Origin of the sequence: Pseudoalteromonas luteoviolacea DSM 6061, from assembly GCF_001625655.1 — a bacterium.
In the GTDB taxonomy this organism is placed as follows: Bacteria; Pseudomonadota; Gammaproteobacteria; order Enterobacterales; family Alteromonadaceae; genus Pseudoalteromonas; species Pseudoalteromonas luteoviolacea.
Genome location: NZ_AUYB01000128.1, coordinates 23,418 through 48,406 on the forward strand (window position 1 = coordinate 23,418; position 24,989 = coordinate 48,406).

23 protein-coding genes are annotated in these 24,989 nt (G+C 42.4%); 12 read left to right on the forward strand and 11 right to left on the reverse strand.

What is annotated here, in order from left to right; translation table 11 throughout:
• Window positions 1–266: 266 nt before the first annotated feature.
• On the forward strand, window positions 267–2,006 hold the full coding sequence (gene radD / locus N475_RS19315) for a DNA repair helicase RadD (protein ID WP_081216134.1): 1,740 nt from the start codon (window positions 267–269) through the stop codon (window positions 2,004–2,006).
• 51 nt (window positions 2,007–2,057) lie between these two features.
• On the opposite strand, the gene N475_RS19320 is transcribed toward radD, so the two are convergent.
• Window positions 2,058–2,384: a ribonuclease E inhibitor RraB gene (locus N475_RS19320; protein WP_063359733.1), complete on the reverse strand. Its 327-nt coding sequence runs from the start codon at window positions 2,382–2,384 to the stop codon at window positions 2,058–2,060.
• Between the two features lie 170 nt (window positions 2,385–2,554).
• Between N475_RS19320 and N475_RS19325 the strand changes: the two genes are divergently transcribed.
• From N475_RS19325 to N475_RS19340, 4 genes are read left to right on the forward strand one after another with little or no spacing between them, the layout of a single operon-like run.
• A complete protein-coding gene (locus tag N475_RS19325; protein WP_162269612.1) occupies window positions 2,555–4,276 on the forward strand; it encodes an autotransporter assembly complex protein TamA in 1,722 nt (573 codons plus the stop codon).
• A 14-nt stretch (window positions 4,277–4,290) separates the two neighbouring features.
• The gene (locus N475_RS19330) at window positions 4,291–8,028 is read left to right on the forward strand and encodes a translocation/assembly module TamB domain-containing protein (protein WP_155732605.1); all 3,738 of its coding nucleotides are present in this window, start codon (window positions 4,291–4,293) and stop codon (window positions 8,026–8,028) included.
• Complete coding sequence (locus tag N475_RS19335) at window positions 8,028–8,867, forward strand: transporter substrate-binding domain-containing protein (protein WP_063359731.1); 840 nt, start codon at window positions 8,028–8,030, stop codon at window positions 8,865–8,867. Before N475_RS19330 ends, N475_RS19335 begins: the two co-directional genes overlap by 1 nt.
• Window positions 8,854–9,735 carry a peptidylprolyl isomerase gene (locus tag N475_RS19340; protein WP_063359730.1) on the forward strand — a complete coding sequence of 294 codons (882 nt, stop codon included), beginning with the start codon at window positions 8,854–8,856 and terminating at the stop codon, window positions 9,733–9,735. The genes N475_RS19335 and N475_RS19340 overlap by 14 nt, the downstream gene beginning before the upstream one ends.
• Before the next feature lie 40 nt (window positions 9,736–9,775).
• Here the strand turns inward: N475_RS19340 and queF are convergent, their stop codons facing one another.
• Window positions 9,776–10,621 (reverse strand): NADPH-dependent 7-cyano-7-deazaguanine reductase QueF, encoded by an 846-nt coding sequence (queF, locus tag N475_RS19345; protein ID WP_063359729.1) that lies wholly within the window; start codon window positions 10,619–10,621, stop codon window positions 9,776–9,778.
• A 61-nt stretch (window positions 10,622–10,682) separates the two neighbouring features.
• Between queF and syd the strand changes: the two genes are divergently transcribed.
• Window positions 10,683–11,225 (forward strand): SecY-interacting protein, encoded by a 543-nt coding sequence (syd, locus tag N475_RS19350; RefSeq protein WP_227008446.1) that lies wholly within the window; start codon window positions 10,683–10,685, stop codon window positions 11,223–11,225.
• Here syd and N475_RS19355 read toward each other — a convergent pair whose 3' ends face one another.
• From N475_RS19355 to N475_RS19365, 3 genes are all read right to left on the reverse strand, one after another.
• Entirely contained in the window at window positions 11,226–11,999 is a 774-nt protein-coding gene (locus N475_RS19355) for a Zn-ribbon-containing protein (RefSeq protein WP_063359728.1), read from the reverse strand.
• Between the two features lies 1 nt (window position 12,000).
• Window positions 12,001–12,264 carry a hypothetical protein gene (locus tag N475_RS19360; RefSeq protein WP_063359727.1) on the reverse strand — a complete coding sequence of 88 codons (264 nt, stop codon included), beginning with the start codon at window positions 12,262–12,264 and terminating at the stop codon, window positions 12,001–12,003.
• A gap of 106 nt (window positions 12,265–12,370) precedes the next feature.
• Window positions 12,371–12,598, reverse strand: coding sequence for a DUF2789 domain-containing protein (locus N475_RS19365; RefSeq protein WP_063359726.1), 228 nt, complete (start codon window positions 12,596–12,598; stop codon window positions 12,371–12,373).
• A 138-nt stretch (window positions 12,599–12,736) separates the two neighbouring features.
• Between N475_RS19365 and N475_RS19370 the strand changes: the two genes are divergently transcribed.
• Window positions 12,737–13,402 (forward strand): GNAT family N-acetyltransferase, encoded by a 666-nt coding sequence (locus N475_RS19370; RefSeq protein WP_063359725.1) that lies wholly within the window; start codon window positions 12,737–12,739, stop codon window positions 13,400–13,402.
• A gap of 1,079 nt (window positions 13,403–14,481) precedes the next feature.
• Here the strand turns inward: N475_RS19370 and N475_RS19380 are convergent.
• Window positions 14,482–14,787, reverse strand: coding sequence for a DUF3301 domain-containing protein (locus N475_RS19380; RefSeq protein WP_063359276.1), 306 nt, complete (start codon window positions 14,785–14,787; stop codon window positions 14,482–14,484).
• A complete protein-coding gene (locus N475_RS19385; RefSeq protein WP_063359300.1) occupies window positions 14,788–15,810 on the reverse strand; it encodes a DUF3549 family protein in 1,023 nt (340 codons plus the stop codon). It abuts the gene before it with no gap.
• A gap of 153 nt (window positions 15,811–15,963) precedes the next feature.
• On the opposite strand from N475_RS19385, the gene N475_RS19390 reads away from it, so the two are divergent.
• From N475_RS19390 to N475_RS19400, 3 genes are read left to right on the forward strand one after another with little or no spacing between them, the layout of a single operon-like run.
• Window positions 15,964–16,284, forward strand: coding sequence for a YqcC family protein (locus N475_RS19390; RefSeq protein ID WP_063359277.1), 321 nt, complete (start codon window positions 15,964–15,966; stop codon window positions 16,282–16,284).
• A 2-nt stretch (window positions 16,285–16,286) separates the two neighbouring features.
• Window positions 16,287–17,021, forward strand: coding sequence for a tRNA pseudouridine(65) synthase TruC (gene truC, locus N475_RS19395; protein WP_063359278.1), 735 nt, complete (start codon window positions 16,287–16,289; stop codon window positions 17,019–17,021).
• Window positions 17,021–17,464, forward strand: coding sequence for a flavodoxin domain-containing protein (locus tag N475_RS19400; protein WP_063359279.1), 444 nt, complete (start codon window positions 17,021–17,023; stop codon window positions 17,462–17,464). The genes truC and N475_RS19400 overlap by 1 nt, the downstream gene beginning before the upstream one ends.
• A 68-nt stretch (window positions 17,465–17,532) precedes the next feature.
• Here the strand turns inward: N475_RS19400 and N475_RS19405 are convergent, their stop codons facing one another.
• Together N475_RS19405 and gloB are read right to left on the reverse strand one after the other, a co-directional pair.
• A complete protein-coding gene (locus tag N475_RS19405; RefSeq protein ID WP_063359280.1) occupies window positions 17,533–19,098 on the reverse strand; it encodes a lytic transglycosylase in 1,566 nt (521 codons plus the stop codon).
• 204 nt (window positions 19,099–19,302) lie between these two features.
• Window positions 19,303–20,070: a hydroxyacylglutathione hydrolase gene (gene gloB, locus N475_RS19410; RefSeq protein WP_063365814.1), complete on the reverse strand. Its 768-nt coding sequence runs from the start codon at window positions 20,068–20,070 to the stop codon at window positions 19,303–19,305.
• A gap of 52 nt (window positions 20,071–20,122) precedes the next feature.
• Between gloB and N475_RS19415 the strand changes: the two genes are divergently transcribed.
• Window positions 20,123–20,869 carry a class I SAM-dependent methyltransferase gene (locus N475_RS19415; RefSeq protein WP_063359282.1) on the forward strand — a complete coding sequence of 249 codons (747 nt, stop codon included), beginning with the start codon at window positions 20,123–20,125 and terminating at the stop codon, window positions 20,867–20,869.
• A gap of 4 nt (window positions 20,870–20,873) precedes the next feature.
• Here the strand turns inward: N475_RS19415 and rnhA are convergent, their stop codons facing one another.
• The gene (rnhA, locus tag N475_RS19420; protein ID WP_063359283.1) at window positions 20,874–21,344 is read right to left on the reverse strand and encodes a ribonuclease HI; all 471 of its coding nucleotides are present in this window, start codon (window positions 21,342–21,344) and stop codon (window positions 20,874–20,876) included.
• A 149-nt stretch (window positions 21,345–21,493) separates the two neighbouring features.
• On the reverse strand, window positions 21,494–23,509 hold the full coding sequence (locus tag N475_RS19425; protein WP_162269613.1) for a winged helix-turn-helix domain-containing protein: 2,016 nt from the start codon (window positions 23,507–23,509) through the stop codon (window positions 21,494–21,496).
• A gap of 362 nt (window positions 23,510–23,871) precedes the next feature.
• Between N475_RS19425 and N475_RS19430 the strand changes: the two genes are divergently transcribed.
• Window positions 23,872–24,927, forward strand: coding sequence for a metallophosphoesterase (locus tag N475_RS19430; protein ID WP_063365816.1), 1,056 nt, complete (start codon window positions 23,872–23,874; stop codon window positions 24,925–24,927).
• Window positions 24,928–24,989: the final 62 nt, after the last annotated feature.

The following is a 24,989-nucleotide window of genomic DNA, read 5'->3' on the forward strand; positions in this document are numbered from 1 at the left end:
CTATTCTCTAATTTTTTCCCTCTTATTAACTAGGCTTCTCAGTTGTTTAATTAAAGCTTAATGTTTGTTTTTGACTAGTTACTGATTATCGTTAAATTAGAAAAAATTCAATTGATTCTCTCTTCTGCAACATCCTGTTTGAAATTGTTACATCTACCTTATTTGAATTACCAAAAATAACTTACGTTACACTTGGTAGTATGTCGTACATTGAAAGTGGTATACTCTAGACTTGAACCGAATGAGTTTCTATTAAGAGGTTTGTTATATACACGCTCAGGCCCTATCAGCAAGAGGCTGTTACTAGTACGGTCGCACACTTCAAAAAAACATCTAACCCAGCGGTCATTGTCTTGCCTACAGGTGCGGGTAAAAGCTTAGTTATCGCTGAATTGGCGAGAATTGCACGGCGCAAAATCCTAGTGCTTACTCATGTAAAAGAACTGGTCGAGCAAAATGCTCAAAAATATGAAAGCTATGGCTTAACTGCCAGCGTCTTTTCTGCAGGGTTGAATAAAAAGGAACTGGATCAACAGGTGACTTTCGCGTCTGTACAATCATTAGCGCGCAACCTAGATAAAATAAATTCGTTTTATTCATTAGTTATTATTGATGAGTGTCACCGTGTGAGTACGGCGGAAGATAGTCAATATATGCAAGTGATTAGCTGCCTCAAACAGTTTAATCCAAAGCTTATGTTGTTAGGTTTGACGGCAACTCCTTATAGGCTTGGTCATGGGTGGATCTATCGTGAACATTATCACGGCTTTATTCGTGGTGAAGAAAATAGTCCATTTGCGAAGTGTATTTATGAGCTTCCACTGCGCTATATGATTAGTCACCAGTATTTAACACCTCCTCACAAAGTAGATCCTGCAATAGAGCATTATGATTTCTCTTCATTAACGTCGGACAGTTTAGGCCGTTACAGCGAAAATGATATGAATAATCTTTTGAATAGCCATACTCGTGCAACCAAAAGCATTATAGATCATATTTTGATAAAAGCTGAATCAAGGCTGGGAGTAATGATATTTGCGGCAACTGTAATGCATGCAAAAGAAATTGTCAGTTATTTACCTGAAAGCGAAACCGAATTGGTGATTGGTGATACCGAAAATAAGCAGCGCGACAGTATTATCGCGCGATTCAAAAATAAAGAGATTAAATACCTCGTTAATGTGTCGGTATTAACGACTGGGTTTGATGCACCCCATGTGGATTTTATCGCAATTTTGAGGCCTACAGAATCGGTAAGCTTGTATCAACAAATTGTGGGAAGGGGGTTACGTCTAGATGAAGGGAAAGAAGATTGTCTCGTAATTGATTATGCTGGCAATGACTTTGATTTATTTCATCCTGAAGTAGGCACTAAGAAGCCGAACCCAGATAGTGAGCCTGTTCAGGTTTTATGCCCTGGTTGTGGGTTTGCGAATACCTTTTGGGGTAAGTTGGACGAACAAGGCAAAGTAATTGAGCATTACGGCAGGCGTTGCCAAGGTGTGCTGGAAAATGAAGATGACAACGAATCGATACAATGTGACTTTCGATTTAAATTTAAAGAATGTGGTCATTGTGGTGCTGAGAATGACATCGCTGCGCGCCAGTGTTTGAGCTGTGGCGAGGTAATGGCAGATCCTGATGATAAACTTAGGGATGCGCTCAATTTAAAAAGTGCATTGGTATTACGATGCTGCGGTATGACTGCCGAAGTGATTAAACCACAAATATTAAAAGTCACCTATTTCGATGAAGATGGGGCCGATGTCAGCGAGGTTTATGACTTCACCAAGAAGGGGAGTCGCTACTATTTCCATCGCAACTTTGCAAAGCGCCTTAAAAATGGCAGTGGGATAGGGAAATGGAACAATGCCAATGACGTTGATATAACACAGTTGTCGCCACCAGATTTTGTTATAGCAAAACAGCATAAGAAATACGGCTGGCAAATTAATGAAAAGATTTTTGATTACGAAGGAAACTATCGAATCGCGGACAAAAGTTAGTTTATGGCGTATGCAGGCCTAGTAGGTCTGCATACGCAGTATAGGTTTAGGCTATTCTGCCATCAACCCCCATCCATCACCATAGCCTTCATGGGCGTTAGCAATAGATTCAATGTACTGCTCAGTTTGGCCAAGTAGTTCATGAGTTGGGACCATAGTTACAGTTGTCAATACTTCCCATACACCCGTATCAGGACACTTACCGAGTTTAGTTTGTGGTGCTAATTCATCTTTGCCAATTGCTTCTACAAAGCGTTCAGCATTGTCTTTTTGTTCGAATAGAATGTAGAAATCAATCTTTTGCATTTGCGTAAGATCGACACCTTCAGCGGCGATTTCAGATAACAGCTGACCATTGTCATCGTTTGGAAATTGCATATCATTACTCAATTAGTAGAATTGCCTATATTGTCCGTTATCCAAGATGAAATAAAAAGCATCACTGTAAAATTTTTGTCGTTAATTGCGCGTTCTATGTGTTAATTTGACCCGTGTACAGAGTAATTTGCTGCACAAATAACAACAACGCTGAATCAAAGAGTCCCTTAGTGCCACAAATCATTTATTTCCTTGTCGTTTTATGCCTGTGTATACAGCCTTCTGTGGCTAGCTCACAGCAATTAATTGATGAAATCAATGTTGAATCAAAAGCGCAAGCCGCTTCAGATAATGTCGCCCAATACCTCACCAAGTATCAAGGTGTGGTGTTTACACATAGCCGTAAAACAGCCATCGAAAAAGACATAAACTCAGCGTTACAAGCTCTAGGCTATTATGAGTATAACAGTGTCATTCAGTACGAAGTGGATAGCCAGACTTTACAAGTAATCCTGTCACTACAAGAGCCGGTTCATTGGCAAAATGTTGACGTGCGGATTGTGGGAGAGGGATTGAATGATTCTGAGCTCCAAGCGGTTATTCAATCCATTGCACTTAAAAAAGGCACTGTTGTACGTCACGATGTTTACAGTGCAGTTAAAGCACAATTAGAAAGTGCGCTATTGGAACGCGGGTACTTTGACTATATTTGGCAGCAACGTAAATTGGAAGTCAGCTTAAAACAGAGAATAGCGCAGGCTGCACTAGTTATTGACTCTGGTACGCGTTATCGATTTGGCGAGCTACAACTTGCAGGGAACTCAAAAGCACACAAATTTATCACGCAGCTGGTTCCATTTAACCAAAATACCCCGTATCAAGCTAAACTATTGAGCGACTATAGCCTTGCATTAAGTGGTACTCCGTACTTTGCCAATGTGAAGGTTTACCCACTTTTAAAATCAAGAAAACCTCATGCAGTACCTATCCGAGTTGAGGTGACTGATAAACCCGAGAATAGCTTTGAAGTAGGAGGGGGCTATAGCACAGATCTGGGAGCCAAGTTTAGAGGTAAATGGAGCAAACCCTGGGTTAGTGAAGGCGGACATTCTTTTGTCTCAGATCTTAATTTGTCGCAGCGCCAGCAGGATGTGACAGCAGCTTATACAATCCCTGTAAATGACCCAAATACTGATGTATATCGTGTACTTGGAGGCTATCAGTTACAGGATGAATTGACCGAGGGCGTTAAAAGCAAGTCGTGGAATATTCAATTACAGAGGCAGTGGCTTTTGCAAAGTAATTGGGTTCGAACTGCATTTCTAAAACGTGAACACGAAAAAAGTGAGCAGCAGGGGTTGAATCTTGATACGGAAATGTTGATACCCGGAATTAGCTTTGCGAAGAAGCAAAGCAAAGGGGGCATGACGCCTTATTGGGGTAGTGAGCAACTAATTACATTTGAAGCTGCGCACGACAGCATTATTTCATCGACCTCTTTGATTAAAATTCACTGGAAACAAGCTTGGCTGAGGCAGTACAAGGAGCGGCATATGCTATTGCTCCGCGGAGAACTTGGAGCAATGGTGGTTAGTGAGTTTGATAAAACTCCCCTTAATTTGCGCTTTTTTGCAGGCGGCGACCAAAGTGTCCGCGGCTTTGCATTTCAATCTATTTCCCCGCGGGGAGAGCAAGGGCAATTAACCGGGGGAAAATATTTGGTGACGGTCAGTACAGAATATAACTATCAATTTTTGCCGAATTGGCGTGCAGCACTATTTGTTGATGTAGGAACAGCAACCAATGACTTTAGCGAAAAATGGTCTGTGGGTGCTGGATTTGGGTTTAGATATGTAACGCCTGTTGGACCAATTAGGGTAGATCATGCTTGGGGGCTCAGTAAGCCAAGCCGAAGTACACGTTTAAGTATTGTGATTGGCCCAGAGATATAGAGGTGGGAGTGATTGTGGATCGTGATGTAAAGAAGCGCTTGGTTATCGGAGTAAGTGCATTATTTCTTACCGTTGTGTTTCTTATTTCGACGCCTTTTGGCAACAAGCTACTGGTGAGCTTTGTTAACTACTTTGTAGCACAAGTACGTATTGAGCTTCGTGAAGGTAAGCTCTTGTCTGGTGGGCAATTCTCAATTGATTTTCAAACAGCTTCAACACATCTGCACGCTGATAAGGTCAGTTTGAATTTGAATTGGTTTGATTGCGCTACACTTTGTATCGCTCTTGAAGTCGATGAATTGAAAGTTACAGCTTCAGATGTAGCCACAGAAGGGGGCCAAGCGCAGGTAGCCTATGAAACCGAATCAGAGCTCAGTGAAGAGCTGATTTCATTCCCTTTATCCATAGGTGTGTCATCCTTGAAAGTCGACTCGTTGATTGTGGATGCGGGTGGGCATAAGGCTATTCTTGATAAATTACAGCTGGTGGCGAGTGCACGTGAATCGCTAGTCAGTGTTGAAAAGCTCCATAGTCAACACGTATATATAGAGCAATATCAAGCAAAGCAAACGCAAACTAATGGGTTGCCTGAGAGTCTTGAGCCATTGCAATTACCCAGTTTTCATTTGCCAATAGAGGTTGATTTGGCAAACTTTCAAATAGCTAAATTGGCTTATCAACCGTTTGAACAGGCACCTCAGCATGTCAAAAATCTAGCACTGATAATGTCAGTTAAGTCTCAGGTTTTACGTGTTGATACCGTTTCATTTCGGTATGAGTTAATGAGTGCATTTGCGAGTGCAGATTATGACTTGAACTCAAATTCAGTGCGAGGAGGTGTAAGTTTAGCCCACCCTTCGGGGGCTATAACGGCTAACTTGCATGGCGATCTACAACAGCTCAATATTTTGGCAAAGGTATCGGGTGACGTGTCTGCAGACGGCCATTTATCTGTCTCTCCTGCGATGAGAAACTGGCCTTTTGACCTCGATATACAACTGAATAAAGCGTCGATTGAGGACACCGTAGCGCTGTCTGAGTTTAAACTTAAGGGGAAAGGAAATGCTGACAATTATTCCTTTTCCATGGCCGGGAATGTTGACTTAAATGCGTTATATGAGCAGGCGGCCAACGCCCATATTCAGGCTTCAATAGTGGGAAGCTTGTCGAGCTTAGAAGTCGACAAGAGCAGAATTGAGATTGGACAGGCATATACCGAGCTTGTTGCTCAACTCGATTGGCAGCAAGGTCTAAAGCTGGACCTTGTAGGAAAGTTGAAAGAATTGCCAATTCCAAAGCTGAGTGAGGGGCCTAATCTTAGGTTTTCTAAAACAGATTTAGGCGTGTTGTCAGGCAATTATGCGTTAAATTTCAAGCAACAAGACTCTTCTTGGTCCGCTCAGGTTGATGAGTTGAAACTATACGGCAGTGTTGCAGAACTACCGGTATCATTGGCATTAAAAGGCGAACTCAATGACCAACTGAGTGGACAGCTGAATCAAGCCGAGTTTTCATATGGCAGCAGTAAGATAAACGTGACGGGAGAAGTGGGCAATGAGCTGGACCTAAAAGCAAGTTTTAATATTGCTCATATGGCTAATGAGATACTGCCATTAGATATTGCAATGCATGGCCAAACGACAGCGAAGGGGCTTGCTAAAACACCTAAAATCAATCTGCATGCACAGATAGCTGAGGCTGTGTACCAAGAGTTTGCTTTGAAAGGAGCTGAGTTGTCTACTGAGGTAGATTTAAGTTCGGACTTTGCTGGGCAACTTTCATTGACTGTGGCACACGCAAATGCGCCGGGTATTGAAGATGGCAAATTTTCGCTTAGCGCTCAGGGAGATCGTAGAGTTCACCAAGCAAATATTGCGCTTGTTAGCAAAAAGGCGTCAGCTGAGCTGGCGTTGACTGGTCAGTATGCGGATGCTAAATGGATGGGCCAAATAAATAGCAGTAAGCTCTCACTTGAATCACTCCTGCTGAAACTGAATAACTCGATAGCACTCGAAGTGTCAGAGGAAGGCGTTGCTATTTCACAACACTGTTGGCAAGTTGCAGCTGGGCAAGCATGCTTGGCAGCTAACCAACAAGGTCAATCTGGTGACGCGAGTGTATCTCTGAGCAATGTACCGTTGCAGTCGGCATCAGCATGGGTACCTGATGGCATCAGTGCAGAAGGTAGTGTTACTGGTGAAAGTAAAATTCAGTGGGCTGACAATCAACTCAATACGCTCATCGGGAGGTTAGAATTAACGGGTGGCAAGGTTGTATTATCTCAACCAGAACAAGGATCAAATCCTGAGCGTTCAGAATTACAGCAAACGACCTTAACCGTTGACTCTTTTGATATTTTGCTCCGGGGGGATGAAAACAGTGCGCATGTTGATTGGCAAATTCAGTTGGCTAAACTCGGCAACTTCAACGGTAAAATACACCTTCCAGATGTACAAAATAGCGATAACATTAAAGGTTTTGTCGATATAAATGCAATTCAGCTCAACGAATTCACACCTTATTTAAGAGCGCTTGCATGGCCCGACATAGATTTGGCGGGGAAAATTGGTGGTCGCATTGAATTTGCGTCAGACACAGGACAACCGATGGTGTATGGTCGTATGCGTGCTGAGCAAATCTCTGTATTGTCGAGTTATTTGCCCATGCAAGTTTCCGATCTGAATTTAGACATCGATTTACGAGATGATCTCATTGAGTTAAATGGACAATTAAAGACACCTGAAGACGGGTTTGCGGCTATCAACGGCAAGGTTTTGCTGCAACCTAATTTGGGTTTAGATGTAAAATTTAATGGGCAACGTTTATTTTTTACACCCATGGCGGGTGCCCAGATAGCAGTTTCTCCTGATCTGCATATTAAATTTTCAGGCGAACATCTTAACGTTGTCGGTGATGTTACCGTACCATTCGCGCGATTTACATTGAATGAGCTACCAGAAGGAGCCATTTTAGTCAGTGAAGATCAAGTGATCCTAGATGACGTTGACGAGGCGCAAAAGCCGGGGTTGTTTGATTATCAAGCTGATATAGATATTCGACTATTAGATGATGTACGTATTGTAGCATTGGGTCTGGACGCTTATTTGTATGGTGAACTATCTTTAGAAAAGCAGCTCGATACGGCGATACTTGCTGCAGGTGAAGTGTCTTTGCGTGAAGGTAAGTACACCGCATTTGGTCAGGATCTATTTATTCAAACTGGGCAATTAGGTTTTAATGGTCCACTGGACAAGCCGTATTTGAACGTTAGAGCAATTAGAAACCCAGATAACACTGCAAATGGTGTAATTGCGGGTGTATCTGTACAAGGCAGTATTGCGGAGCCCGAGCTAACGATTTTTTCAGAACCAGCGATGGATCAAGCAAAGGCGCTTGCATATTTGCTCAATGGTGAAGCTTTAGGCGCTGGTGAAAGTTCTAACAATACCATGTTAGCGCAGTTTTTACTCTCGAAGAGCATTGATAAGAGTAAAGGATTATTTACAAAAGCGGGAAAAAAACTTGGGTTAAAGGACGTTAATTTGGCTGCAAAAGGAAGCGGTGACGATACACAAGTGGAGCTTTCGGGGTACATTACACCTAGCGTACAAGTGAGCTACCGAGTTGGAGTATTTGCTTCTCTCAGTGAAATAGCTGTACGTTATCGAATATTTTCAAAGCTTTATATTGAAGCTACGAGTGGTCTCTACGATAGTATAGACTTGTTGTATAAATTTGATTGGGGTGGTTGATGCGCTATTTGAGCTTATTGCTCGTCGTGATATTTTGTCATACTGCTGTAGCAAAAGAAGCTAAAGTTGTAAGAGTTACACAGGGCGCACACCCTTATGTTGTAGATTTGATCAAGTTGGCGTTGTCTTACCAGAAAGACGTATATAAGCTCCGTTACGTCGACAATATACCTACCCAAAGCCGTGCTATAAGACTATTAGGTAAAGAAAATGGCATAGATATTTTCTGGTCGGTTACGAACTCTCGTCGAGAAAATATGGCTCGAGCGGTACGGGTTCCGATTGTGAAAGGCTTGTTGGGTTACCGTATTCTAGTGATCAACAAAGACAATCAAGCTAAGTTTAGTAATTTGAACCATATATCTCAGCTTCAAAAGTTTCATTTCGGATTACGCTATGATTGGCCTGATCATAATATATTTGTTGATAATCAATTGTCTGTAAACGAATTTAAAACTTTTACAGGTGCGTTAAATATGCTCAAATCAAATCGCTTTGATGCGATTCCAATTAGCATATTGGAATTACCTGATCTGGTAAGTCGATATCAAACATATGCGGAACAAAACCTACTATTATACTATCCATCGGCAGTGTACTTGTTTGTTGAAAAATCAGATCAAGCGCTCTTTCACGCACTTTCAAATGGTATGAATCAAGCATTGCAGGACGGCCAATTTGAAAAACTGTTTAATCAATACTTCAATGGCTTGATAAAGGAGTTGGAGCTAGAGAAACGCACACTGATCGAGCTGTCAAATCGTAGCTTACCGCCTAGCGCACCACTAGCAGAACAACACCTCTGGTATAGAAAAGAAACAAAAAATGAAAAAAACTAATGTATTTTTAGCATCTGCAATATTGATGCTTGGTGGCTGCATGCAACAACAAGAAAAGCCGCAAGAAATCGTTCGCGCCCCAAGCGAAATTATCAACTCGGCGCCAGAGAAAGCATGGCGTGAAGTAGATAGTAACAATGTTCTACGTATTACGTTGGAAACAGGGCATGTTTATGTGGAGCTAAATGAGCGGCTCGCGCCAAACCATACAAACAATATCAAGTTATTGGCCAGAGAACAGTTTTATAACGGATTGAGTGTGTATCGTTTTGTTGAAGGCTTTGTAGCGCAAGGAGGAGACCATACTGATACCAAAGTCCCTAAAGAAGGCAAAAAGCGCCTAGATGCGGAGTTATCGCTCAAAACGAACAAAGCTTTGCCTATCACTGCGCTTGATGGTTCAGATGGCTATGCAATTAGAACTGGATTTTTAGATGGGTTTGCAGTGGGTCAAAATAGCCCTGCAACAAAAACTTGGATGACTCATTGCGCTGGCACTTTTGCGATGGCCCGAGGTAACGGCATTAACAGCGGTGGAACAGAGTTTTATATCACGCTTTCACCACAACGCTACTTAGATCGCAATATCACAGTTTTTGGACGAGTGCTTGAGGGCATGGAGCATGTACTGCAATTACAAAGAACGCCTACCGAGGGGCGTGTGTTCAATCCAATTGCAAGTGTAGATGTATTGATAGATATTGCACAGGAAGACAACACTCAATTTGAAGTGTTTGATACTGATACTGCTCTTTTCGAGGAGTTGATCGCTGCTCGCACAAACCGCCCTGAGCCGTGGTTTAAATTTACGCCCAATTATGCTGACGTGTGCTCAATTTCAGTGCCAACAAGAAGAAAAAGCCTGTAGAGAAGTGCCGTGTTATACGGCACTTTTCAAAAACATGCGCTTATTGGCGATTGACTCTTATATCGAAGCTTGTAGTGTCTTGCTCACTAGAGCGGAATGGGTTGATGTCTAGCCCGCCGCGACGAGTATACCGAGCGTAAACTTCCAACTTGGTTGGGTTAAGTGCACGCTGAATGTCGCAAAAAATACGCTCTACACATTGCTCGTGGAACTCGTTGTGATCTCGAAATGAGATTAAGTACCTCAACAATGACTCCCGGCATATTGTTTTCCCTTCATAGCGGATCACAATACTTGCCCAATCCGGCTGAGATGTAATAAGGCAATTGGACTTTAACAGGTGACTGTATAGAGTCTCCTCTACATTGTCATTATTCTCGTTGCTTAATATGCCGTCTGTTGGGCTATAGGTGTCTACATCGATGTCTAATCCATCAATACATTCACCTGGTAGTGCTGTAAATGGCAAACAGTTGTACTCATCAGGGCCATATAGTTTTACCTCTACTTGGCACTGCGCAGCAGCACTTAAATCGTCAGTAAGGTGTTGCAGTACTGTTTGCTGGGATTCAAAACGCGTTTGGTTAAAGCTATTTAGATAGAGCTTAAAAGATTTTGACTCGATAATGTGTGAGCTTTGACATGGAAACGTGAATGTTGCCACCGCGACTTGAGGTTTTCCTTTGCTGTTTAGCCATGACAACTCGTAGCCTGTCCAAGTATCCTCACCAAAAAATGGTAATTGCTGTTCATTGACTGCGATTTGATCTCGGTTTAACTTTCTTGCGATGGGGTGTAACAGAGACGCATCGTATTGAGATGCATATTCAGTTGTTTTGCCTAATACTGAGGCTTTTAGCTCAGGCGCATTGTTGTAATCTGTCATGTTTCACCAATAGTGGTTACAATGTTGCGAATTATAGCGAATAAAAAATGAGATTGGCAGTATGGCTTCTTTTACAAATATGATGGAATCGCTACATCAGCGTTTTGCATCAGCAACTGAACAAAATCAAGGACATTTACCTCTTATCCAGCATGACTCTGATTATCCGAGTCCATGTGAGAAAGGACAACCAAATACACATGGACAAATTCAGTGGCAAGCAACACCTAGAAAGCCACTTGAGGATCTTACTGACTTGGCAAAAGCGCTAGAAGTGGAATTTCCAGAGCCATTACATGCCTATTATGGTGCTGTATATGGTGGAAATATTCTTGCGAAATTCGAAGGGCATGAAGTTGAGCTTTTACAAGTTTGGAACGAGGATGACTTTGTTAACTTACAGCAAAACATTACTGGTCACGTACTCATGAAGCGCCGCTTAAAGCAAGATGACACCATTTTCATTGGTCTTACAGAGAAAGAGGACTTACTCATCACAGTAAAATTAAATACTGGTGAAGTGTGTCTTGAGTATGTAGGAAAGCCGCCACACCACGTATTGGCGGCCAACCTAGAAGTATTTCTTGAACAGCTAAGCTTTTAGTTATTGAAAATCCCACGAAATATTTGATACCAGCTGACAATTGTCACATTTGAAATCAAAAATACCGAACCAAGGTTCTTCTAATGCCCAGTTGCCATCGCAGCTAGGGCATTTTCTCTGCTGCTCAGCTTCGAGGCTTTCTCCACCTACACGATACAAGTAGTAATAGACTGGCTTTTTTGTTAGGTAGCGAATGCGTTTGCTTAAATCCAACCCTCTGCGGGTTAAGTCACTAGAAAGGCTGGTTAACTCTTCCAGCGCAGCAAATTCACAGCGCGTAGCACCATTAATTTGAATTTGATCACATGCTTGCCAATCTTCTTGCCATTTTATAAGTGCCTTATAATCGCCGTTTGCAATAGCTGGGATTTTATATAGTGGTACTGGTAAAAAGTCATCCCCGCAGTAGAGTGGACTACAAGTGTGCACATAGGTTGTATAAAGAATATAGCTTGAGGGAGACTGGCATTGATCTGCACCATTGGCATGAATATCTTGCCCAATAACTTTAACTTTTGGTGCGAGCAACCCAGCTTGTTGCAATTGTTCAATGGCATGTTTTACAAAAGGGCTATGGTGCAACGGGTGCAAAGAGTCTTCCTGCGGACACATAACACGGGTGATAAAGTAGCCATCTTTTAACACTGTGGGAAACTCATCACCGATAATTTGGCCATTGAAACGCAGTGCATTAACCAAACGATTTATCGCCTGTTCAGCCATGTCTAAAGTAGTGTCTTGATAGCAATCAAAAGTGAGATCGACTACAAACATCCTAAGCTCGCTCTTCTAGTAAAGCGAGTAGTTTGTCGAGCTTAGCTTCAATTCTATCAAGTTGAGTCTGTTTATTTACCTCGACGGATTCCTCACTAGACTCAATGGATTCAATTGCCTCAGGATTATTTTTATAAGCGGATAATGCTGCAATTAATACAGGCATTGGTACCGGTGCAGTCAATTTTGATTTAACTGTCGCAACTGTTGGCGTTTTGCCTTCCGAAACCAAAGATCGGATGGCGCTTTGAACTGCTGGATGCATAAAAACTACCAAAAAAATAAAATCCAGTTTACCACTTTTAAAGCAATTACCAAAAGGCTTGCGCTTTTTGCAATCGGTTTATTACAAAAGCGATAAACGAAATGATCTAACGTAGTAATGCGTCGAGCTCATCAATTACTTCGCTCCAGTCTGCGTCTTCTTTTAGAGACTCTTCTATAAAGTGCTTTTGTCCTTCATTCCAAAATGGCGCATCTTTTAAAAGTATGTGATTTTGTAACTTGTTGTGGTCAATAAAACGAGAGATGTGTTCATCGCTGTTTTCTAATCCCAATTGTGCAAATAAAGACTTTAAAGAGTGATAGCTAGTATCCATACGCACCTCGTTGAACGAAAATTATACTAATACTATAGTAGATGAAGCTGGGGTTTATAGCATTGAATCAAACGCCTTAGGTTTATTTACACAACCTAATGCAATGACCTACATATATTGGCAAGCAGGGATAAAATTATGACAACAACCGAAGAACAAGCACCCAATACCGAAATTAGCGTTAAGTTCTTGGCTCCTGAAGACATACACGTTGCGGCGAGTTTGCTATATCAAGCGTATCATGAAGATCCGTTACTTATTAACATTTTAAATGAGTCTAATGAGAGTAAGTATGAATCTAAACTACGAGCACTTATCCGCGAAGAGTTGTCTAGCTTTGGTAAAGCTGGGCAGCCAATCGTTGGCGTATATGTAAACGATAACCTTGTTGCTGTTGCTTGTGCTTTTGCATCACAGTCTGAAATTGATGCAGCTAGAGGTTGGAATTGGCGTCTACGTTTAATGATGGCGACAGGTAGGTTACAGACGCAACAGTTATTGGAAAAAGAGCGTACCATTCAAGCGCAGCTGAGTGAATATCAAGGATATTACTTTTTGTCCTTTATTGCAGTGGATCCACACTATCAGGGTTTAGGGTATGGGCATTATTTACTGTCTGCGCTAGATACCTTAGTGGTTGAGAACCAAGGCGTTGCGGGTTTGGCTGTATTTGTAACAAAGAGCAATCAGGTTAACTTTTTTGAGTCACACGGCTACCAATTAATTAAGCAATTAGTGTTTAAATCAGCATCTGGTGATTTGCTATTTAAACCTCGAACTGACAAAACGGAAAAAGCACTGTGAGACTTTTCCTACATGGATGTGAGTATTATTGGGAAGTATCACCGCGCTAAAGCTCTATTTTTCATTCAAGGTTTTGATTTTTATTTGTTTTTTGTTTTGTTGCAGTGATTTTTAAGAATTTTTATTGAGAATATCTCCTATTTATTACCGCTGATTCGCATAAACTTATTCGTGTTAAAGGATAAAAGGACTCAGCAGAAAGCTAACGCTAGGATAGCGGGTAGGATACAAAGATATACACGGGAAGTTCGGAGCGCCGAAGGATAAGGTGAAGAGGAGCCAAGCGGCAAAGGACACAGCACAGGATGTGCAGACATAGGAAATGTCATCAGGATTAGGAGCGCCGAAGGAAAAGGTGAAGAGGAGTCGGGAAGACAAAGGACACAGCACAGGATGTGCAGACATAGGAAATGTCATCAGGATTGGGAGCGCCGAAGGAAAAGGTGAAGGGGAGTCGGGAAGACAAAGGATACAGCACAGGATGTGCAGACATAGGAAATGTCATCAGGATTAGGAGCGTCGAAGGAAAAGGTGAAGGGGAGTCGGGAAGACAAAGGATACAGCACAGGATGTGCAGACATAGGAAATGTCATCAGGATTAGGAGCGCCGAAGGAAAAGGTGAAGAGGAGTCGGGGAGACAAAGGATACAGCACAGGATGTGCAGACATAGGAAATGTCATTAGGATTAGGAGCGCCGAAGGAAAAGGTGAAGGGGAGTCGGGAAGACAAAGGATACAGCACAGGATGTGCAGACATAGGAAATGTCATTAAGGATCGGCTTGCCGTAATACAATGGATGTACGAGCATAGGAAATGCTTGTAAAAGGAAGCACACAACAGGATTTGTGAAGTGGATATAAGTGCTGGATGCACACAGGATGAAGACAGGGAGGAAGATCGGGTGTGTTGGATATATACCCGTTCAGGGGAAGATGAAAATTGGCGGCTTGCTTGTTAGTTGTAAGCAGAGGTAGCGGATACCTCCAAGGGAATTCGTCGGATTGGGGCGTGACAAAAAGGGTTACGCCTTAGTTTTTTTGTGCCTGCGAAGCACTCAAATTTTTAAAATCTTTTCAAATCAATCGACAATTCTGTGTGGTGGCACATCCACTTTAATCAACATTTGATTTTCTAGATACAACACGCCTTTATAAGCGGTGTCTCTATCTGAGCTAAATTCGAATTGGAATTGACTTTTTATACCTAACTTACCATTTTTAAGCACACCAATGCGCCTTTTTTGGCAAGCAACGCTGAGCAACTGCACATTGAGTTTCTCAGTTTGTTGAGCTGCATGTTCACGAGCAGCCTCGGCTATTTCTCTGCTATACCAGAAAAAGCCACAAGTCGTTAGAATAAGTATAAAAAGCCAAAGTGTTGTCATTTATGAAAATAGCCTACCAATTGCCCTAGAGAGTGTTTCGCTGCGATTTTGCGCTCTCAATAATCCTAATACATGTGGACGCAACATCGGAATTGCAACTAAATCGGCAAAAATACTTTCAAAAAGCCCTTCAATTTGAGTGCAGTGCGCTGCTTTATCCATAAATGTATATAAACGCTGTGGATCTGTGAGTGTTTCCCAGCCTCTTCCCGCAACTGTAAGCAATACGTCGGGTTGCTCTGCAAGTTCTGAATCTAATAGGTAGTCGACAGATTGAGCGATGAGACCTAAACCATGACTACCAGACATCGATCTCAAGCAGTTTATACTGCCAGTTAAATGTTCTGGCGTTTGTTTTTCTAACTGGGCTTGCAGGAATTCGGTCAATTCAGTAGAAATAGCGACGTGCTCGAGCATTGCCGCGAGTGGGCTTTGTACTTGCTCAGGCAAAGAGGTCCAACGCGACATTAAGTTTGCTTGATTATTGCCGTGTTCTAGGCGCATTGCAAAATCAGCCAAGCCTTGCAGAGCCAAATTCTGCCAGTCTTGCAGTTCAGGGTTGGCAAAATAGTGCTCTACAGTTTCGTAATACTGTGATGCCGGTCGCTTTAATTCACACTTCATCAACGCGTTAAAAGCAGCAAGTTTATTTGCATTCGGCGTATACACGTATGGGTTGTTATCAAGTTTTCCTTGAGCCTCTTCGCCAGTTAATTGTGTGCCTAAAGCTTCAAGTACCATGGAGGCGAAATGATCGCGGCTGGCGACAATTAATTTACTCTGCTCATCCAGTGGAAACTTTAAAAACCACACATACGGGTCAAGTGTTGCTTGATTATCCCAAAATTGAATTGCGATAAATGCATGATTTCCCAGTGGATACGGGTATGGAACATGGGTATTTTCAATTTGAGCAAACTGCTTTTTATCAATTTTGGTTATTCGACGACCAATATCATAGACACGCCACTGAGTGCCTGCAGAAGTTAATAGCTCACCTAAAGTTGAAATTTGCGCCGTCATTTTATACTCACTTGAAATTGCGTTGTGCGCGATTATAACGGTAATTGAGTCCTGTAGTAAGACTTGGTTGGTCTGCACAACTCAAGTTAAATGCTCTAGGGGCCACTCAATGGTATAATTCACGCTTGGAAGTAAAGAGTAAGAGGAACTCCCGTGAGCCAACAAGTTTTACAGCACCTGACTGAGTTAGCGTATCAATTACAACAAGCTAAGCTATGGCAATCAGAACCGATTGATGCAGAAGCTTTAGCTTCAACACAACCGTTTTGCTGTGACACGCTTCGTTTTGAGCAGTGGTTGCAATTTGTATTTATCCCCAAAATCCAACAAATGATAAATGAAAACCAGCCGCTACCTACGAGTATAGCAATCGCGCCAATGGCAGAAATCGCTTTCGCAGGCCATGCTCAACAACAGGCTCTTCTCTCAACTTTAAATCAGATAGACACTGTAATTTCTCAAGGTGGAGTGTAACCGTGCTAGAAATTATTTACCAAGATGAAAATTACGTCGCCATCAATAAACCCTCTGGGCTATTGGTTCACCGCTCTTTTTTAGACAAGCGAGAAACCCAATTTGCTATGCAAATGCTGCGGGATCAGCTCGGACAGCATGTTTTTCCAGTTCATCGTTTAGATCGGCCAACAAGTGGCGTATTGTTATTTGCCTTGAGCTCCGAGGCTGCAAGAGACATTAATCAATTGTTTATTGATGGGACAGTTGAAAAGCGTTACTTGGCACTTGTGAGAGGGTATGGGCAAGATGAAGTTTTTGTTGATAAACCATTGAAAGAGCAACTAGATAAAATCGCCGATAAGTTTGCTGATCAAGACAAAGCACCTCAAGAAGCACAAACAATGGTGCGTTGTTTACATCGTGCAAGCCTTGATATCCCGTTTGGTAAGTACCCTAGCATTCGCTACTCGTTGGTAGAGTGTTTTCCAAAAACAGGGCGAAAGCATCAGATCCGCCGTCACTTAAACCACTTGTCTACGCCCATTATTGGCGATGTGAATCATGGTGATAACAAACATAACCACTTTTTCCGTGATCATTTTCAGTTACAGCGCCTCATGTTATTTGCAACTGAGCTAAAGTTTATACATCCTTATACAAAACAACCTATTTTAATACGCGCTAATTTAGGTGATGACATGCTGGATATTTGCCGTCAGCTAGGTTGGCCATCAACAGAGAAGGATTATCAATAATGGCGTCAATTACGCTATTTGTAGGCAGTGTCTACGGCAATGCTGAAAACTTAGCTGAGCAAATAGAATCTCATATTAAAACGGTGGGTCATCAAGCAAACATTGCCCAGTCGCCGACAATCGACAGCCTTAAAGCTGCGGAGCACGTGTTATTCGTTTCTTCAACGACTGGGCAAGGGGACATTCCCGATGGCCTTTTTCCGTTGTTTTTGCAAATGCAAGCGCAGCTACCTATGTTGACAGACAAGCAGGTGGGCGTTGTGGCGTTAGGGGACAGTAGCTATGGGGATACTTACTGTGGTGCTGGTCGGCAAATTGATGCTTTGGTTCAAGAACTTAATGCTAAAACTCCGCAGCCGAGGTTGGATGTAGACGCTGGGGAATATTTTGAACCTTGGGAGCCGGTTGAGCCTTGGCTCAAAAGTTGGCTAGCCAGTTTATAGATTTAGACAAGTACATTAAAAAGGCCACGCAGGTTTCTAATACGTGGCCTTTTTCTGTTAATGGGCAATTAGGTTGTTTGCACATTAACCTTTAATTTTAGTTTTTGACCAGGTTGCAAGTACTTTTGCCCAGCCAGTGAATTCCACTTCACAATATCTTTTATCGAGACATTAAACTTATTAGCGATTCTTGCCAGTGAATCGCCCTTTCGTACTTTATAAGTAATTGTTCGCTCTTTGCTTTGCAAGCCAGCAGTTTTGTTTTGCTGTTGTGTTTTGTAGATCGTAAGTTTTTGTCCCAGCTTTAATACAGAGCTCGGTTTTAATTTGTTCCATGCAGCGAGCTGCTTAATAGTAACATCATACTCCCGGCTTATATCCCATAGTGTATCGCCACTTTTCACTGTATGTAGCTTTTTACTGCGTTGGGTTTTGTTTGCGACTTTTCTAACCGCTGTTGGCAAATGCTCGCTCTTAAGTTCACCTTCGCTCAGAGGCACCAAAAGCTGCTGCCCAACTCGAATGATATTGCTATCCAGCTTATTTAGCGTTCTAATTGCACCGATATTAGTATCAAATTTTGTGGCGATAACAGACAAGCTATCACCTTTGTTAACGGTGTAATATTGCCAACGCAGTCGCTCTTGCATTGGTGTGTTGGCCAGTGTGGTTTTGAATTGCTCAATTTTATCTACTGGCAGTAAAAGCGAGTGAGGGCCTTTAGGGTCGGTTGCCCATCGGTTGAAGCCAGGGTTAAGACGGTAGAGTTCAGTTAATGTTATTCCTGCCATTTCAGCTGCCAACGCCAAGTCGATTTGAGTGCCAACTTCAACCGTATCGACAACTTGAGCGTTGATTATTTTATTCCATTTAACTTTAAACTCATCTTGGCGCATAAGTAAATCAGACAGTGCTAATAGCTTGGGGACATAAGCTGTCGTTTCTCTTGGCAAATCCAATGACCAAAAATCAGTGGGTAGATGTTTTTTACGGTTTTTACGGATCGCCCTCATAACTCTGCCTTCACCAGAGTTGTAGGCAGCAATCGCATTTAACCAATCTCCATCCAGTGTTTTATGCAGATATGTAAGATAATCTAAAGCGGCACGTGTGGACTGCACAATATCTCTACGACCGTCGTACCACCAGTTTTGTTTGAGGTCAAAACGTTCACCCGTTTGTGGCATAAACTGCCAAATACCAGAAGCACTGCGGTGAGAATAACCAAATGGATCAAAGGCACTTTCTACAATAGGTAGTAGGGCAATTTCAATTGGTATTTCACGTTTTTCAACTTCTTCAACGATGAAATAAAGGTAAGGCTCCGCACGTTTAGAGATGCGATCTAAATATGCTTGATGACGCTGATAGTAATTTCTCTCAGCAACAACTGGGCGGTTTTGTGGTACCGGGATCGACAACTGATAGCGGATACGCTCCCAGACATCATCAAAAACGGGAGGTGGCTCGTCGGCCTCAATCGGTTCTTGAATAGCATGGGATAAGGCCTCACTTATTTGCGCCGGACTGGCATGATCTAAGAGGTCGGCTTGTTGAGGCTCCGTTTGTTCAAAAGTTGTTTGGCAACCTGAGAGCAAACTTACAATCGCAATTATCAGAAGTGGCTTTTTCATAAATCTCTTTTTGTCGGGCAAAAACCCGGCAATGTTACCTTTATCTGCTGCACTTTTAAAGCCGAACGCTACAATGGCGTGTTGAATAAATCTGGTTTTACACGGCTATATAGAGACAACGTAATCTATTTTAGACATAGTACCTAGCTGAGCACTAGGTACTTTTAATATCCTATAGATATTATTGAATGCGTTTGAGTGAAGCTAAAACTTATCTTTCCATAGCCTTAGTTTTGCAAACACCTGCCACTGCGTCTCGGTCGGTGCGATGAGAGACTCCGGCAATCTGCGTAATATATTTCTGGAGTTGGTTCTGAGGAATGGGTTTATGGCTCTTTCGTTACCTATGGTCGAAGGTAAGGTTGGTAATTCTTGCTCGCGCCTTTGTTTGGCCCATGTTGTATAGGTTCTAAGTTCCGAGTTGTCTGGTTCGACGGCATGTGCGAACTCTAAATTAGCGAGTGTATATTCATGAGTGCAATAGACTTCACAAGCATCTGGTAGCTCAGACAAGGCGCTCAAAGAAGACCACATTTGTTCAGCAGTCCCCTCGAACAGCCTGCCGCAGCCACCACTAAATAAAGTATCACCGGTAAATGCGCGTATGTCATTGACATAGCAGATGTGATCTAGAGTATGACCTGGTGTTTGAATTATAGTGTACTGTTCGCCTGCTATAGTGACCGAGTCTCCCTGCGATAATGTGTGAGTAATACCTTTAAAAGGGGAGTCTTTGGGTCCATATACCGGTATGTCAGGAAAGTTTAACAACAACTCGGCTATCCCATCGGTATGATCCCAATGGTGGTGAGTCACTAGTATGCCAGTAAGTTGTCGTTTTTGTTCAGTCAGAAACTGTAAAACCGGCTGACTTTGCCCCGGGTCAACCACCCAAGTAGCGTGGTTTTTTGGCTCACATATGGCCCAAATGTAATTATCATTAAATGCATTGATCGGATGAACTTGCGCCATAACTCATTGCTCTATAAAGTGAAGGTGTAAACTAGTATAACGAGCGTACGCTATGAAACCAGCATTAAGTTTTCAGCAAGGTCCTATACCGCAATCTTGGCGAGATTTTCCACATGGTGAATATGTGCGAGCGGGAATCGAGCGTCGGATGGCACGGTGGCTTCCTCGCATGTTTGGATACCATATGCTCAAACTTGGTTGCTTAAGTGGGCAGTTGGACACGTCTGACAGTCCAATAGATCATCAAGTTTGTATTTCACCGAGTGCACCTCATGCTGGAGTGATAGCCGAAATTGATGAGTTACCGTTTTATGAGCACAGCGTTGATGCATGCATTTTGTCGCATTGCTTAGAGTATCATTCTGATCCCCACCACATTTTACGTGAAGCCCACCGAACATTAATTCCTGGGGGATATATTGTGGTCACCGGGTTTAACCCGTTTAGCCTGTGTGGTTTGGCACACATGCTTCCTTTTAGCGGGGAAAAACTGCCGTGGTCAGGGCGGTTTTTTACTCCTTCACGCGTAAAAGATTGGCTAAACTTATTGGGTTTTGAAATTATCACTGATGAGCGCTTTATTCACGCATCTCTCGCTCGTGGTTCTAGGCTATCGAGGTTTGCGCCATGGCGACGATTTTGCCGTCACTATTTGAAACCAATGGGCAGCGTCTATTTGTTGGTAGCAAGAAAGCGAGTGGCGCCACTAACGCCAATAAAGCCCAAGTGGCACGCAAGACCTAAATGGACGCCTGCTGTAAAGGGCGCACGGCTAAAACATAGTCGCACGCGTGATTAACGAATTACTGTTGTGCAAGGTAACCACTGTCTTCTAGCAGATCACTTTGTGAGGCGGCATCTCGTGCCAAATCATCCACTAACTCGTTGTATTTATTCCCTGCATGCCCCTTGACCCAACGCCATTCAACTTGGTGTCTTTGACATGCGGTGTCAAGGCGTTGCCACAGATCTACATTTTTAACAGGTTGCTTTGCTGCTGTTTTCCAATTGCGCTTCTTCCAGTTGGCAAGCCAAGATTCAATTCCCTGTTTGACGTATTGACTATCGGTATAAAGCACCACTTGGCAAGGGCGTGTTAGTGTCTCCAATGCAACGATTGCAGCCAACATCTCCATACGGTTGTTAGTGGTTAACTGGTAACCTTGTTGTAGTTCCTTCTCATGACCTTGATAACTTAAATAGATCCCATAGCCTCCCGGGCCTGGGTTGCCAAGACATGAACCATCTGTATAAATTTCTACGGTTTTTTGCACGAATTCGCCTGTTTTATATGGAGTGGGCAGATAGAGGCTAACCATAGCAAAGATAGGCAGTCAACGGTATGCAAAAAAAGAAAAAACCATACCATAAGAGTACGGGCTGTTTAGTTTATGATGCCAATCTTGATGACGCTTTAGGGAGTTTATTGAGGCGATTTAGTTGCTTGCAAGCTGGACAACCAAAAATCATTGTAGGTTATTACTTTATGTGTTCCTACAAGCCCGTACAAACGAGCCTGTGGCCTATGTTTTGAAGAAAAAGCGTTTTTTATTGTCAAGGATCGCTGTATCACACCACTTTGGACATTGAAGTGGTTCAAGGTGCCCTTAGCAGAAACATAATAAATCCCATGTGGTGCAGCATCCCAGTTTCTATTCAGGTTAACATTTTGGGGGAGAACCGCTTTTTTAGGGGCTGAATTGAAATCCCATGTCCACAAAGCTTGGTGGGTGGCGTCGATGTATATGAGGTTCTCTTTGTTCAAAGTGAACCTCGCCTGATATGCATTAATAGCTGGGTATTCGGTCGTTGTTCGTTGGATCGGGTTATATTGCGCTAACGTCCAATCTTGTCCGGTTAACTTTGCGTGCCATATTTGATTGTGTTTATCCCAACCAATCACATGTAATGGTATTTTGTCTTGCCAGTGAACATCGAACTGATCGGTGACGAAATTAAAGAGCAGAAGCCCATATTGCGCATTGTGCTTAACGACAGCAGCTAATTGTTCGCTGTTATCGGACCATGCAAGATCATAAATATCGTCGAAGCGGGTATTATTAATGCTTCTTAAGTGGTTGTTGTGTCTGAACCACAGGGTTTTGTAGCCTTCTCGCGTTGAAGCAAACGCCATCTTCGCTGCATTTGGACTTATAGCAAATTCGCTATCTAGCCCATTAGATAGCGTTAACGCATGTGTTTGTCGTTTTGTTGTAAAATCAACAGCTTTTCCAATTGAGCTGGCATGTTGCAGAGTAAGCAATAGCTGATTGGTTTTATAGGCCAGTTGAATCGATGTGACTTGTTGATCTGGGGACGGAGTGAACAGGCGAGATATCTTCCCTTCGTATGTTAACAAAAAGACCCCATGCTCATTCGAAAATACAATACGGTTGTTATCTAGCCAATCAAATGCGGTGATCTGATTTTGAAACTGAGTTAGCTGTTGCTCTTTTCCATCTAAAGTAACTGAGTAAACTGCCAGTTCATTTGAAGATTTGGAGCGCAAAAACGCGATTTTTTTTCCAGAAGGAGAAAAGATAGGCTGTGTATCTGATTGCCCTGTTGGTGGTGAAGAGAGCGTTTTGGTTGTACTCAACAGTGGGTCGTATAAAGTTACTTTATGTGCAACAAAAGGTGCGGCCCTTTGCGTAAATACTAAGGACTTACTTTGGGGATGATAACTTAATCCTGTACTTTCACTTTTGAGTGTAAATATTGGCCTTGTTCTACTGTTCTCAAAATCCGTCAAAGAAATAGCGTAGCTGATAGGCGAACGTAAGTTTTTCGTGATAGAAAATACACCACTTGAGGCGGGGGAAATGATGGGAAATGAAAATTCAAGATGGGCATCGTGATAGTAAACTTTTTTATCATCTGATACAGACATCAGCACCAAGGTATTACCTGTTTTTTTGTCTAACTCGAGGTACGTTAAATGTTTTGCATCTTCGCTCAAGTGAGGCATATGTTTGGTCTTGGTGCTATATGTCAGTCGGTGAAGTTCACCAGTTAATTTAAGCTTGAGTGGCAGCCCATTTGCGGTGGGCTTTATTGAAGAAAATATAAATAAAGCACCCGCAAGAAAAACCAATAGGCTTGAAAAAGCCAGCACCTTTGAACTGATTTTTGGCGAGGGGGGGACTTTTACTTCGGCGACGAGCCGATATCCACTTTTTCGTATGGTGGCTATGTACTGCGGCTCGGTGGAGCTGTCGTTAAGCGTCTTTCTCAATGTGAAAATAACTCTGTTTAAGGCGTCTTCAGTGACGACTTGATTTGGCCAGAAAACCTGAAATAACTCTTCTCTGCTTATTACTTCACCAGGTCGAGAGGCTAAATACTGTAAAATAAGTGCTGCCTTTGGCTCTAGTCGCGCTTGCAGTTGCGCGCGCGTTGCAGTGAACCTTTTACAATCTATAACCCAATCATTAACCATAAAATGATCAAGAATTACATGCTTATGGTGAATCATAACAAGTTGAAAATGTGATATTTATTGAGCATGGACCCTACCATAGCCAGTGAGTAATGTACTTTTCAGAGCGTCAATATGCGCACTGACACAACACAGTGATAGGCTCAAGATTACCTAACTTAGGCGCGATTTTTCCATGATATTACATGATAAAACATAATTGTTTTTTAAGGTTCTGTTTTTATTACTTTTATTGTTTCTGGATAATGGCTGTGTTGCTAGTGGCTTAATGATATTGCTGATAGCGTATAAAGGCTTTTACAAGCACCTATTATTGCTCATGGCAAAATCAACTTATTCACACTATCTACAATGAGGCCAAAATGTATAGAAAAAGCAAAGGAATTTTAGGGCTGATAAGTTTATTGCTTTCACTAGAGTGTATGGCAGGGTTTAACGACGGCCCTTATGTCTTTATACACCAAGACGGCTACAAAGCTGCTCAGATTTGTGATGGGGAAAAGCGGGAATTCATGATTGTTGAGGGAAAAGACTTTGACTATTGTGGTCAGCAAATCAAGCTAAATTTAACACCAATTGAACCCAACGATACTCACTATAAAGGTGATTTTCCGGTTGTGGCCCTAAGTGATATACACGGCCAGCATACAATTATGATGCAGTTATTGAAGGCAAACCAAGTTGTTGATCAAAATGGCCGCTGGATATTTAATAAAGGCCACTTAGTTATCACGGGCGATATTTTTGATCGTGGCAGCCAAGTAACAGAAACCCTTTGGTACATTAAGTGGCTCGAAGCGGAGGCATTGAAAGCTGGTGGGAGAGTCCACTTTCTACTAGGTAATCATGAAGCGATGGTGCTTAATGGGGATCTTCGTTATTTACATATAAAGTATCGTCAAACCGCGATGGTTTTGGCCCAGCCATTTGAACAACTCTTCTCAAAAAATAGTGTGCTGGGACGGTGGCTAAGGCAGAAAAATACAGTCGTTGAGATAAATGGCAATCTGTTTTTACATGGTGGTTTGCATCCTGAGACGCTAAAGCTTAATTTATCGTTAAAAGAGATGAACAGAATATTCCGAAAAGAGCTGGTGGTAAAAGAGCAAGGTTCACAAGGGCGCAGCGATCTGGGGCGATTTTTATACGGTACTGATGGCCCATTATGGTATCGAGGTTTTTTTTCAGAGACACCTAGTGCGAATTTTGCTCAGTTACAGGCGCACTTTTCTGTTGAGCGTTTCATTGTTGGTCACACCTCACATAAGGAAGTCGTTAGTCGTTATAACGGTCGGATAATAGGAATAGATAGCAGTATCAAATTAGGCCACAAAGGCGAACTACTATTGATTGACAAAGGGCGATATTGGCGGGCAGATATGCAAGGTAATCGCACACAGTTAAACTTTGAAAAATAGTCACTTAAAATAGAATGAGCCGCTACTTTATGGTTTTTTGAGGTAATTGGCGATTAAACCTA

Bases quoted from the DNA above. Each gene is read 5' to 3' on its own strand.
- N475_RS19340 (WP_063359730.1), top strand. From the start codon at position 8,854: ATGAAAAAAACTAATGTATTTTTAGCATCTGCAATATTGATGCTTGGT.
- N475_RS19405 (WP_063359280.1), bottom strand. From the start codon at position 19,098: ATGAAAAAGCCACTTCTGATAATTGCGATTGTAAGTTTGCTCTCAGGT.
- N475_RS19425 (WP_162269613.1), bottom strand. From the start codon at position 23,509: ATGGTTAATGATTGGGTTATAGATTGTAAAAGGTTCACTGCAACGCGC.
- N475_RS19335 (WP_063359731.1), top strand. From the start codon at position 8,028: ATGCGCTATTTGAGCTTATTGCTCGTCGTGATATTTTGTCATACTGCT.
- N475_RS19430 (WP_063365816.1), top strand. From the start codon at position 23,872: ATGTATAGAAAAAGCAAAGGAATTTTAGGGCTGATAAGTTTATTGCTT.
- N475_RS19320 (WP_063359733.1), bottom strand. From the start codon at position 2,384: ATGCAATTTCCAAACGATGACAATGGTCAGCTGTTATCTGAAATCGCC.
- N475_RS19355 (WP_063359728.1), bottom strand. From the start codon at position 11,999: ATGTTTGTAGTCGATCTCACTTTTGATTGCTATCAAGACACTACTTTA.
- queF (WP_063359729.1), bottom strand. From the start codon at position 10,621: ATGACAGATTACAACAATGCGCCTGAGCTAAAAGCCTCAGTATTAGGC.
- gloB (WP_063365814.1), bottom strand. From the start codon at position 20,070: ATGGCGCAAGTTCATCCGATCAATGCATTTAATGATAATTACATTTGG.
- N475_RS19360 (WP_063359727.1), bottom strand. From the start codon at position 12,264: ATGCATCCAGCAGTTCAAAGCGCCATCCGATCTTTGGTTTCGGAAGGC.
- syd (WP_227008446.1), top strand. From the start codon at position 10,683: ATGGCTTCTTTTACAAATATGATGGAATCGCTACATCAGCGTTTTGCA.
- N475_RS19380 (WP_063359276.1), bottom strand. From the start codon at position 14,787: ATGACAACACTTTGGCTTTTTATACTTATTCTAACGACTTGTGGCTTT.
- N475_RS19365 (WP_063359726.1), bottom strand. From the start codon at position 12,598: ATGGATACTAGCTATCACTCTTTAAAGTCTTTATTTGCACAATTGGGA.
- N475_RS19415 (WP_063359282.1), top strand. From the start codon at position 20,123: ATGAAACCAGCATTAAGTTTTCAGCAAGGTCCTATACCGCAATCTTGG.
- N475_RS19385 (WP_063359300.1), bottom strand. From the start codon at position 15,810: ATGACGGCGCAAATTTCAACTTTAGGTGAGCTATTAACTTCTGCAGGC.
- N475_RS19370 (WP_063359725.1), top strand. From the start codon at position 12,737: ATGACAACAACCGAAGAACAAGCACCCAATACCGAAATTAGCGTTAAG.
- N475_RS19400 (WP_063359279.1), top strand. From the start codon at position 17,021: ATGGCGTCAATTACGCTATTTGTAGGCAGTGTCTACGGCAATGCTGAA.